The 12,030-nt window shown below is 46.1% G+C and carries 8 protein-coding genes; all 8 read left to right on the top strand.

What is annotated here, in order from left to right; genetic code table 11:
• The first annotated feature begins 269 nt into the window (after nucleotides 1–269).
• The 8 genes from K7P76_RS06580 to K7P76_RS06545 all read left to right on the top strand — a co-directional run bounded on the left by K7P76_RS06580 (nucleotide 270) and on the right by K7P76_RS06545 (nucleotide 12,029).
• Nucleotides 270–2,960, top strand: a complete 2,691-nt coding sequence (locus tag K7P76_RS06580; protein ID WP_232184372.1) for a glycosyl hydrolase — start codon at nucleotides 270–272, stop codon at nucleotides 2,958–2,960.
• Nucleotides 2,961–3,000: 40 nt separating this feature from the next.
• Nucleotides 3,001–5,157: a glycosyl hydrolase gene (locus K7P76_RS06575; protein ID WP_232184371.1), complete on the top strand. Its 2,157-nt coding sequence runs from the start codon at nucleotides 3,001–3,003 to the stop codon at nucleotides 5,155–5,157.
• An 89-nt stretch (nucleotides 5,158–5,246) separates the two neighbouring features.
• Nucleotides 5,247–6,170: a hypothetical protein gene (locus K7P76_RS06570; RefSeq protein ID WP_232184370.1), complete on the top strand. Its 924-nt coding sequence runs from the start codon at nucleotides 5,247–5,249 to the stop codon at nucleotides 6,168–6,170.
• 24 nt (nucleotides 6,171–6,194) lie between these two features.
• A complete protein-coding gene (locus K7P76_RS06565) occupies nucleotides 6,195–8,036 on the top strand; it encodes a beta-L-arabinofuranosidase domain-containing protein (RefSeq protein WP_232184369.1) in 1,842 nt (613 codons plus the stop codon).
• A 287-nt stretch (nucleotides 8,037–8,323) separates the two neighbouring features.
• A complete protein-coding gene (locus tag K7P76_RS06560) occupies nucleotides 8,324–9,256 on the top strand; it encodes a hypothetical protein (RefSeq protein WP_232184368.1) in 933 nt (310 codons plus the stop codon).
• An 82-nt stretch (nucleotides 9,257–9,338) separates the two neighbouring features.
• Nucleotides 9,339–10,097, top strand: a complete 759-nt coding sequence (locus K7P76_RS06555) for an ABC transporter ATP-binding protein (protein WP_232184367.1) — start codon at nucleotides 9,339–9,341, stop codon at nucleotides 10,095–10,097.
• On the top strand, nucleotides 10,069–10,818 hold the full coding sequence (locus tag K7P76_RS06550; RefSeq protein ID WP_232184366.1) for an ABC transporter permease: 750 nt from the start codon (nucleotides 10,069–10,071) through the stop codon (nucleotides 10,816–10,818). The genes K7P76_RS06555 and K7P76_RS06550 overlap by 29 nt, the downstream gene beginning before the upstream one ends.
• 29 nt (nucleotides 10,819–10,847) lie before the next feature.
• Nucleotides 10,848–12,029 carry an MGDG synthase family glycosyltransferase gene (locus K7P76_RS06545; protein WP_232184365.1) on the top strand — a complete coding sequence of 394 codons (1,182 nt, stop codon included), beginning with the start codon at nucleotides 10,848–10,850 and terminating at the stop codon, nucleotides 12,027–12,029.
• The last annotated feature ends 1 nt before the right edge of the window (nucleotide 12,030 follow it).

The raw sequence follows: 12,030 nt of genomic DNA, 5'->3' as shown, positions 1-12,030 counted from the left end.
ATATAACCTGCTTTATCAGGTATTTAAATCTTATTATTAAACTTCACTTTAATTAATTAACGATTCTTTAATTTCCAAACTTTGAATCGTGATGTGAGCTGTGTAAATTAAGAAGATATCCGGTTTTGCCATGAAGCTGATCTTCATGCAATGTAATGAATGATGAGACATCAGTGATAAGAAAACTGCTTCAACTGGTTATTACACTGACATTTATGCGATTAAGAAAACAAATTAATAGAGAGAAAAGCTAGGGGAGAGAGATAGATATGGGCAAAATGACTGAAATCGTAAATGGAACCAGTATTCCCAGTTATATTACACCGCTTTTTTGGCAGCATGGGGAGAATGAGCATATACTCCGTGAAGAAATTAAGCAGATGCATGAAAATGGAATTAATAGCTTTGTGATAGAGTCGCGGCCGCATCCCGATTTCCTCGGTGACATGTGGTGGCGCGACCTCGACATTCTCCTTGATGAGGCACGCAAAAGGAGTATGAAGGTTTGGTTATTCGATGATAGCTCGTACCCAAGTGGATATGCAGCGGGCAGAATTCGTGATCTACATCCAGAATACCTGAAGGTTTATTTGGCTGAAAAGCATGTTGATGTCATCGGCCCATTAAAAGGCAGCTCTTTCCTCATCCAGGCATGGTTGGATGAGGGAGATGAGCTCATAGGCGTTATTGCTGCAAAACGAATAGATGGTGTAGATGTGATTGATGCTGACACACTAATTGATGTTAGCAGACAAGTCCACAAGGGCATTTTATATTGGGATGTTCCCGAGGGAGACTGGCGTGTATTTATCTTGATTCGCACCCGCAATGGCGGTGAAGAGCACACGAAGGATTATCTAAACCCATTACAGCAAGAAGCAGTTGGCGCTTTTATCCATCATGTTCATGAAGAGCACTATCGCCGTTATGCTTCTGATTTTGGCCAGACCATCGTAGGCTTTTTTACTGATGAACCGCGTTTTGGAAATGTAGCATCCTATGATGGCAGCCTAGGTCAAAAACAAATGGAATTCCCTTACGGTGGCATTAAGGGGCCATCTGGCTATTCACAATTTGTACTTCCCTATGCGGATTCGCTTATCGCTGAATTAGATGCCGAGTGGGAAGACAATGTGAGCTACAAGCTTTATTTGCCCTTGCTCTGGTACGAAGGCGGCGAAAGGACTCATTCTGTCAGGTTTACTTATATGAATGTTGTGAGCCGTTTATATGCGGAAAATTATACACAGCAGATTGGGGACTGGTGCAGAACCCATAATGTCAAACTGATCGGTCATGTGGTCGAGGATAATGGAGCGCATGCGCGGCTCGGATTCGGCAGCGGTCATTTCTTCCGCGCGATTAAGGGGCAGGATTATTCAGGACTAGATGTGGTTTATCAGATTTGGCCTGAATATACGTCTGGTCGGTTTACTACGCCATTCGGCTATCTTAATACAGAATTCTTCTATTGGGGCATGACCAAGATGGCGACTTCCGCAGCTCATTTAGATCCGAAGAAGCAAGGTGTAACCATCTGCGAGGCATTTGGCGCTTATGGCTGGCAGGAAGGTCTCAAACTAATGAAGTGGATTACGGATCATCTTTGCGTGAGAGGGGTAAACTTTCTCGTTCCTCATGCCTTCTCGCCGAAATTCCCTGATCTGGATTGCCCTCCACATTTTTATGCGCGTGGCGAAAATCCGCAATGGCGATATTTTAACGTCTGGTCCACTTATGCTAATCGTGTTTGCCATCTGCTCTCAGGAGGGAGACATGTTGCTCCTATAGCCGTTATCTATCATGCAGAAGCAGAATGGTCCGGCAGCTATCAGCCTTTTGAAGAAATTGTTAAGACACTTGCGCTTCACCAAATTGATTGTGACGTTATTCCGATCGACACCTTTGTTAACGAAGAGGAGTATCAGATTCTCAAAGGTAAATTTCAGGTGAATGAAGAGCAGTATCGTGCTATTGTTGTTCCTTATGCAGAACGTCTGCCGGAGGCATTCATAAAGTGCTTGATGAAGCTTCAGGACAATGGCATCCATGTGCTGTTTATTCGGGATTATCCAACCGCAAGCAGCACTAACACTAAACCACATGATTTCAATCAACTGCTTGCGAAGCTGAAACAAGGGAATTACGCCAACGCTATTGCATTGGACGAGCTGGTCCCAAGAATCAGGACTTTGGGATATTATGATGTGGAGGTCAAAACATATGAGGAAGCGTTGCGGTACTACCATTACATCCAGAATGCGGAATCGTTATTCTTCTTTACTAATGAAAGCAGACAGAAAACAGTTCAAACACATGTTAGGTTAAGAGCTGAAGGCGTGCCTTTAGCTTATGATGCAATGAATAATCAGGTCCATGCTTTGCATTATACGTTTGATGGAGAATTCACAATAATTTGTTTGAAATTGGCACCTTATGATTCTGTATTTATTGTTTTTCTCGAAGATGGACTTGGCAATTATGAATTTTATCCACATGAGACTAGCAGTACAACTGATATAAACAGCTTTCTTGAGTTGCCGGATAATTGGATAACGAGTAAAGCGGAAGCTAAACAATACCCTGATTTTGAACTCGAGGAGAAGATTCATGGCTTGGGCAACATTTCATTACCGGAGATACTTCCTGACTTTTCGGGAACGATTAAATATGAAACTACTTTTGAATTTGAGAGGAGTCAGTCTGTCAGTAAAGTAATATTAGATCTTGGTGAAGTTTACGAGATAGCTGACGTTTGGATGAATGACATTCATTTGGGTGTTAGAATTTGCTCGCCTTATACATTTGAAGCTGTTAAACAGCTAAAAGATGGAATAAATTCATTACGCATTGAGGTAACAAATACACTGGTGAGAAAGATGCCTTCTGCATTCGACAGATCAATGCCACAGGAGCCTTCAGGATTAATTGGTCCTGTACGAATATATCCGATCCGTTGACGCCGATCTCTGCTTACTGGAAAGGTTAGGGTGAATATCATTGCAGCATTTAACGGCACTACACGATTTGTTTATGCGGCCAACTGCGGAATTTAGGGGTAAGCCCTTCTGGTCATGGAACGGAAATTTGGAGAAGGAAGAACTGCTTCGCCAATTGCATGTATTTCATGAAATGGGCTTCGGCGGCGTGTTTATGCATTCGCGAACCGGGCTTGCTACGGAATATTTGGGGGATGAATGGTTCGACTTGATCAACCTTTGCGCGGAAGAAGCGGAAAAGCTCGGGATGGAGGCGTGGCTTTATGACGAGGACCGCTGGCCCAGCGGAACGGCAGGCGGAATGGTTACGGAAGAGCCTCGCTTACGGCAGAAATTCATTCGCTTGCAAATTGTCCCGGCAGAACGATTCCAGTGGAGCGACAATTTGATTGCAGCGTTTAAATGCAGACTTGAAGGGCTTGCCTATTATGACATTCAGCCAGTGGAAGAAGGGTTTGCAGTTGGATCAAATGAAGGCTTTAGCATACTTGCGTTCTCGATAGAAGAACAGCAAAAAGAAAGCTTCTTTAATGGCTATACCTATCTGGATACACTCAATCGGGAAGCAACGGATAAATTCATCGAGCTAACGCATGAAAAGTACAAATCACATAGCGGCAAGCATTTTGGTAAAGCGATTAAAGGGATTTTTACGGATGAGCCTCACCGCGGTTCTTTAATGGATGGCTTCAGTCTTGCCAATGAAGATAAAGAATGGCATGCGCCCTGGACATATACTTTGTTCGATCGCTTCAAAGAAACCTACGGTTACGACCTGCTTTTAAAGTTGCCCGAACTATTCTTGCAGCCGGAAGGCAGGGAGTTCTCCCAAGTGAAATGGCATTATACCGATCTGCTTCAGGAAATTTTTCTGGACAATTTCGCGAAGCCGATTCAGGCATGGTGCCAAGCGAATGATCTGATTTTGACGGGTCATATTCTGCATGAAGACAGTTTAGCGGCGCAAACCGCGATGGTCGGCTCTGTGATGCGTTACTATGAGCATATGGACTATCCGGGCGTAGATGTGTTGACGGAAGGGAATTTGAACTACTGGATTGTGAAGCAACTGTCCTCTGCAGCACACCAATTGGGCAAAAAGTGGTTGTTATCCGAGCTGTACGGATGCACGGGATGGCAAATGCCATTAGAGGGCCATAAAGCTGTAGGTGATTGGCAAGCTCTCTTCGGAATTAATTTGCGCTGTCATCATCTGTCCTGGTATACAATGGCAGGGGAAGCGAAACGGGATTATCCGGCCAGTATCGCTCATCAATCTGCGTGGTGGCAAGAATACGATTATGTGGAAACGTATTTCTCCAGGCTGGGAGTGGTTTTGTCGCAAGGGAGGCCGTTATGCGAACTGTTGGTCATCAACCCGGTGGAAAGCTTATGGGGTCAAATTTATCCGGGTTGGTCGAGAAATCTGGAAGCAATGTCTCCTCAAGTACAGGCGCTTGAACAGATTTATCGGAATACGTTTCATTGGCTGGCTGGCGAGCAAATCGACTTTGATTACGGCGACGAAGAGATGTTGTGCCGTTTGAGCTCCATCGGTGTTGATCATGATGGTCATGCGGTGCTGCGTGTGGGTCAGGCGACTTATCGGTCGGTGCTGGTTGCAGGTTTGATGACCATGCGTTCTTCCACTGTGCGGCTGCTGGAACAATTCCTTGCAGCAGGGGGAAGTATCATCTTTGCGGGAGAACCGCCGAAATACGTCGATGCGCTTCCTTCGGACACCGCCCGAATTGTTGCCTCCCAAGCGGTGCAGGTGCCTTTTGCTTCGTCTGTTCTGACGGATGCTTGCCGTAAATCAAGATCATCGCTATTGACCCTGTTGGATCCCGAATCGGGCAAGGCACCGAATGAGATCTATGCGCAGCTTAGAGCTGATGGCGATTTGATGTATATTGTATTAATGAATATGAATCGTGAACAATCGTTTGCTAATATTCAGGTCAGTTTGAAGGTGCAAGGCTTAGTTGAAGAATGTTTTGTGCTACAGGCAAACGGTGTCGTGTCGATGTGTCGAGATCGGGTGACAATCTGGAGTTTGTCACGGATTTTCCTCCGTCGGGAGAGCATGTTTATGTTGTTATGCAAGTCAGCGAACAGGAGGAAGATGCAGCGGTCTTGCCTCATGTCGTTCGTTTAAAGACAACGGCTGAACAAGAGATTCCAGGGCCTTATTCTTATCGGCTGGAAGAACCCAATGTCTGCGTTCTCGATTGGGCATCGTTTAAGGTGAATGACGGCGAGTGGCAGCGGCCGCGGGAAATTTTGCAGGTCGATCGAGCCATTCGCCGAATGCTGGATTTGCCTTACAGGCATGGAACCATGATTCAGCCCTGGTTTTCAAAGAAATATAACGCGAATGCATTTGAAGGTAAAGCGCCGATCGAGTTGGAGTATTCCTTTCACATGGAGGAGCTGCCCAAAGCACCGATGTTTTTGGTAATGGAACGGCCGGATCAGTTTGATGCAAGTTTGAACGGAATTGACTTGCCGTCATCTGAAGCAACGGAATGGTGGGTGGATCGCTGTTTTACGAAAATCAGGATTCCAGCTTCATTTTGCCGATTGGGAAGCAATACAATCGTATTAAAAACGTATTTTCATCAAGGTATTGATTTGGAGTCCTTATATTTACTGGGTGAATTTGGCGTGCAAATGGATCGGGGGATACCAACCATTACCGGAATGCCGGAATTGCTTTCCATCGGTAGTATTACAGAGCAAGGATTCCCTTTCTACGGCGGCAAGCTCACTTATATTTTAAGCGCGAATCAAGCTCAGGAGGCGTTGCGGCGGCTTTTGAGCGAAGGAGAACAAGTCAGGAACGGGGAAGTTATGCTGTCAGTGCCAAACTTTGAGGCGGCATGCGTGAAGGTTAGAGCACCAAATCGGCAGGAACAGTTGATAGCATGGCAGCCATATGAGGCGAAGCTTTATGAGGCAGAGGATAGGATAGAAGCAGAGACGATTCACCTCGATGTGATTCTGACTCGAAGAAACACTTTTGGTCCATTACATCAACTGCCTTTGCATGCCAAATTCTACGCACCCGAGAGTTTCTTGACGGAAGGGGAGCATTTTTCAAAACAATATGTATTGTTGCCATCTGGTCTATTGAGTGCTCCTAAACTCACAATAAAGATTGAAGGATAAATATTTTTGAGGAGTGAATATATCGTGACCCTTAATAAACATGCCTTTGAAACCGCTTCAGACCAGTTATTCGCATTGGATCAAGGAGCAATAAATCTGCAAAGTCATATCCATGATAAAATTCTCAGTATTATCGAGAATCACCTAAAGGCGTTGGATTATACCAAGCTGGTAGATTTCTTCCGGTTTCAGAAGGGAGAGTTTGCCGCTGGCGAGTTTTGGGGAAAAACAGTAAGATCCGCTTGTTTAGCCTATCAATACACCTCCGATGCGCAGCTGTTGGAGATACTGACTCAGTCGGTTGCTGATTTATTAACTACGCAAACTGAAGAAGGTTGCATCAGCGCTTTTCCAATTGACAGACAGCCTTATCATTCGGATCTTTGGGAGAGAAAATATGTGTTTCTCGGCCTGTTGGGCTATTATGAAATAACGCAGGATCCCGCGATCCTTAAAGCCATGATTAAGCTTGCCGATTATACAATATCGCAGGTGGGACCCGAACCGAAAGTTAGAATTGTCGATACCGGCTGGGCGTTTGATGGCATTGAATCAAGCTCCATTCTTGAGCCGGTTATGAGGGTATATATGCTGACCGGTTATCAACGATATCTTGATTTCGCAGCCTATATTGTCGAGGAAGAAGGAGCCTGCAAGCGGGAAAATATTTTTGAGGCGGCGTTCAATGGCAGAGATCCCAAAGATATCGGCGGTAATGGCGATCCCGCTCAAAGCATCGCGAAAGCTTACGAAATGATGTCTTGCTTCGAAGGTCTGATCGAATATTATCGTGTGACGGGGAAGGAGCATTGGAAAGAGGCTGCGCTTAAATTTTATAATAAGCTGCTTGAACAAGAAATTACTTTGCTTGGTTCAGGTGGTGCAGACAAACCTTACAATCTGGGTCCCGGGACCGGGGAGCAATGGAATTACACGGCTTTTGAGCAAACCAATCCTGATATCGGCTTAATGCAGGAAACCTGCGTAACCGTAACTTGGATGAAGTTATGTTATCAATTGCTGCGCTTAACGGGCGATTCCAGAATCGTCGACGAGATTGAAAAAAGTATTCATAATGCCTTAATCGCCGCATTGAAGCCCGAAGGCAATTATTTTGATTATTTTCCCAAATTCAACGGCACGCGTAATTCTCAAGTGAATTTCAGCTATACCATTGGTGATTTTCCATTAAGCTGCTGCACGGCCAACGGACCTATGGGCATGGCATTGATTCCATTTGTTAACGTGATGAATTCAACATCAGGCCCTGTTGTCAACTTATATATAAGCGGAGATTCGTCTGTGCAATTGCCTAGTGGACGAACTGCTCAAGTGATCATTCATACGGATTATCCAAAAACAGGATCGGTCAAGATCATGCTTGCTTTAGCGCAAAATGAAGCTTTTACGCTCAAGTTGCGCATCCCCGAATGGAGCAAGCAATCGAAGCTTTGCCTGAATGGGAATGAGATTGCAGCAATTCCAGGCACTTATGCCGAGATTAATCATACCTGGTCTGATGTGGACCGTATCGAGCTTGAATTGGATATGCGCTGCCGCTTAATGGATGCTCCAATTGGCAGCAACCGCTTAGGCGATGATTTTCAAGCATTGGTCTACGGGCCGATTGTTCTCACGCGTGATATTCGGTTTGGCGAGAATATAAATGAGGTAGTCTCGATAATAAGCGATTCGGAAAAGTATGTAAGCTTAACACCTGTCGTTCCAACCGTCCAAGCGCATATGCAATTTGCTGTACCTGCCGGGCAAAGCTTTTTTCAAGTGATCGACTATGCATCAGCCGGCACGACTTGGGACGGGCATTCGGAATACCGGACCTGGTGTCCATGTCCCTCTCAACACTGAAAGCCTATCCAAATGCAAATAAAACCGTTAGCCTCGTGCTTGTTATGGCATACGCCATTTATGGAGTCATCTTATCCGGCTATGGATTCACGGCCGTGACTTCGTTTCTGATTAAAAAAGTGTAGAAAACCCGCGATATCTTCGGATGTCACGGGTTTTCTCTATTTTGTCCTGTGGATACCCTCCCGAGTTAAGAATTATTTAATAGTTTATTCACCGTCATTTCATTATTGAGGGTTAAGCTGATATTGCACGTCAAATCAAAGGATGGGAGGAATGGCAAAGGCATGAAGAAGAAATGGATTCTAATGGGAGGCGCCATCGGCATTAGCGGCGCGATTATGCTGACGACCGGCTTTACGGCGCTGGCGAGTACTTCTGGATACGATGATTACAAGTCGGCGCTTAAGCAGACAAGAGCGCTTGAGAGCGTCACGATCCAAGGAGAGGCGGTGCTGAAGGACAACGGGAACGTACTTAACATGGCAACGGGCAGCTTGAAAACGAACCTTAAGGGTGAAGAGACGAGCGGAACGGTAAAGGTGACCGGCGGAAGCGCGGAGCAATCCGTGAGCCTGTATACGTTGCCCGAAGGGCAAGCATGGAAAGCGGGCAACTCCGACACCTACTACGTTAAGCAGGACAAGCCGGAGCAAGGTGACAAGGAAACTTCCGACAAAGAGGAAAACTCCTCGTGGATGAGTCAACAAGCGGAGACGGTTATCGATGCTTTAGTCGGCCAATTGAAAAACGAAATATCGGTTAATCGTCAGTCGGACGGCTCGAAGCAAATTTCGCTGCAGCTCGATAGCGCACAAATACCGGCAGTTATTCAAGCTTTGGCACCGCTCGCGTTTAAGCAGTTGTCCGGTGAAAAAGAAAAAGCGGATGAGAAGGATCAAGCCGCTGAGCCTCGGGATCCGAAAAAGCTGTTCGACAAGAACTTGTTGAACTTCAAGGACGCGGCGTTAACGCAGGATATTCAAATCCAAAGCATCAGCCTCAATGCCGATATTAACCCATCCAATCAGATTGAACGTCAGCAAGCATCCGTTACTTTTATCGGCAAAGATTCCGCCGGCGCTTCGCACACTTTATCCGCGAATCTGGATGTGCAATTGTCCGCATTTAATCAGACAACCCCGGATTCGATTGATTTGACCGGCAAACAAGTGCAACAAATCAAAGACGAGCATAGAGATCACGGTTGGAAAGATTAATACGACCAAGGGTTAACGAACGTAACGACAGATAGGGCGTTTAGTGCCTTATCTGTCGTTTACGATAAAGGGGGCAGCCTGATTGGAACAGATTGCGCGAGTAACGGGTTTAACTAAGGAATATCGCAACAAGAGAGGCATTCGGAACATTGATTTAGAGCTTCGTAAAGGGGATATTTACGGATTGCTGGGACCGAACGGAGCCGGTAAATCAACGTTGCTCAAAATCATGACCGGACTCATCCGGCCTGATAAAGGTACTGTTGCTTTATTTGGATACAATGTGGACAACGAGTTTGAGAATGCCATGCGCAAAGTAGGCTGCATGATCGAATCCGCCGATTTCTACGATTATGTAACGGCTTCGCAGTACTTGAAGCTAGTGTTGAATTTTTACCCGGAGATTGGCCTTGAACGGATAACCGAGGTGCTTGGATATGTAGGTTTATCGCCTTATGCCGGCGAGCGAATCCGGCATTTCTCGACCGGCATGAAACAGAAGCTGGCCTTAGCGGCCGCGGTCATGCCGAATCCCGAATTGGTTCTGTTAGATGAACCGACTAATGGCCTTGATATCGAAGGAATCGTATTGTTCCGCGAACTGGTGAAGAGATTGTCGGAGGAAAAGGGAATTACGTTCCTAATTTCCAGCCATATGATTCATGAATTAGAACAACTATGCAACAGGGTCGGCATTCTGCAACAAGGTAAGCTGGTACAAGAAGGCGAAGTATCGGAACTATTGAGCGGAAGTCCTTCATTGGAGCATTACTATATTGAACAATTACGGAAAGCGAAGGAGGGCAATCGCGATGACCAGCCTGCAAGCGGGAACGCGTAATGAGCTGTTGCTCATGCTTTATCGGAGAAAAACTTTATTTTTCTTCCTAGCGTCAGCGCTAGTACCGATCTTTCTGGCCGTCTCGTTTAACGCCCTTCAATCAACGATAGGACTGCTCACGGTCAGCCAATCTTTCCCGATCCAAATGCTGGAGCTCTATACGATGTTTATGATTCCGCTGTTCTTTTTTCTGGCCATATCGGATTTATTTCCGCAGGAAATTTCCTCAAGAACGCTTAAGCTGGCTCTTCTGCGGCCCATTTCCCGGTTCGGAGCATTCGCTGCTAAAATCTTGGCTCTTGGCGCAGCAATTGCTGCATTGCTTGTTCTTCTGGCCGTCGTTACTTTGGCTTGCAGTGTCCTGATGGGAAGCGCTGGAATGGCGACGATCGATTGGTTCGGATATGGAAAAGCTTACGCAGCCGGGTTCCTATCGATGTGGGCGCTCTCCTCCGTTTTCGTGTTTGTTTCCCAATTTTTTCGAAGCGCTAATGGGTTTCTCGTATTCGCCATCGTATTGTACGCGGCGGCCAAGTTCGCGCCTTTCTTCGTGAAAGGTTTCTCGGCATTCTCGTTGGCCTCGTATACGGATTGGTATTTGTTATGGCTCAGTCATTCGGTATCTTCCGGTAAGCTTATGACTTCATTGTTATTCGTTCTATCCGGATTCATGCTTTTCATCACGCTTGGGTACATGATGTTCGACCGTAAAGAAGCCTGAATCCGACTGACTTTGAAAGGGGTAACCCTATGGAGCCAAACACCCGCATTCTCATTATTTATTCCACCTTCGGCGAAGGACATGTGCAAGCGGCTAATGCGATCAAGCAGCAGTTCATTTCCCAAGGGATTCAACAAATATACATGTTAGACCTTATGGCGGAAGCCCATCCCTACTGGAACGCAGTTACACGATACTGTTATCTAACAAGCTCTGCCTTGTGCCCGAGCCTGTATGGTCTAAGCTACAATTGGTCCAATCGGCTTGAGCCCGATCGGATGTTCAATCGATGGCTGCATTCCTTCGGGAAACGGAAGCTGAGAGAAGTCATTAGACGGGTTCAACCGGATGCCGTTATTCATACATTTCCGTACTTAGCCGCAGAGCAGTTGGGCTTGGAAATGGCTTCCCCGTTACCTACGTTTACCGTCATCACCGATTACGTTTTGCACAGCAGATGGGTTCATCCGAACACTAAACATTATTTCGTCGCAACCGAAAGCTTAAAATGCGAGTTGATTGGCGCCGGCGTAAACGGAAAGCGGATTTCAGTTACAGGTATACCGATTAGAGCGGCGTTCGAGAACTCCTTCCAACAAGAAGATCTATTTGGCAAATACAAGCTTGATCCTAGCAAGAAGTACGTTTTGATCGTTGCCGGGGCGTTCGGCGTTCTCGCCCACGTTCGCAAATTAGCAGCGGCTATATTGGAGGATACCGATTACGATCTCATTCTCGTATGCGGCAGAAATCAAAGATTGGCTAACCGTATGGCGGCGCAATACGGGAGCCATTCCCGGATCCATATTTTCGGTTACGTGAACCAACTGGAGGAGTTGATGGGCTTGTCCTCCTGCATGTTAACGAAAGCGGGCGGCATAACTTTAACAGAAGCGCTGTCTATGGCTCTTCCCGTTATCGTCTATCGACCGCTGCCCGGTCAGGAGAAGGGAAATGCAGATAGGTTGTCCGAAGCTGGAGCGATTCAGATCGCCGACCATGTACGGGAAGTTACAAATAGACTTAACCAATTACAACAGCCCTATCATCTACAACGCATGTTGCATGCGATGAAGAGTCTTTATAAATCCGAGGCTGCCCGTTCCGTCGCTTCGGAAGTATTGCAGTTCACGTATTCCTATGCGCATGGGAATCAAGCTTATCCTACTCTAAGCGAAAGAAAGGCTATACAAACTCATGGATACCCTTAAA

Source organism: Cohnella silvisoli (assembly GCF_021190915.1).
Lineage (GTDB): Bacteria > Bacillota > Bacilli > Paenibacillales > Paenibacillaceae > Cohnella > Cohnella silvisoli.
The sequence above is the reverse complement of the archived record's forward strand: the minus strand, read 5'-3'. Positions and strand labels throughout refer to the sequence as shown.

What these genes read in the sequence shown, in the direction of transcription:
- K7P76_RS06580 (WP_232184372.1), top strand. Translation starts at nt 270, where the DNA reads ATGGGCAAAATGACTGAAATCGTAAATGGAACCAGTATTCCCAGTTAT.
- K7P76_RS06560 (WP_232184368.1), top strand. Translation starts at nt 8,324, where the DNA reads ATGAAGAAGAAATGGATTCTAATGGGAGGCGCCATCGGCATTAGCGGC.
- K7P76_RS06550 (WP_232184366.1), top strand. Translation starts at nt 10,069, where the DNA reads ATGACCAGCCTGCAAGCGGGAACGCGTAATGAGCTGTTGCTCATGCTT.
- K7P76_RS06545 (WP_232184365.1), top strand. Translation starts at nt 10,848, where the DNA reads ATGGAGCCAAACACCCGCATTCTCATTATTTATTCCACCTTCGGCGAA.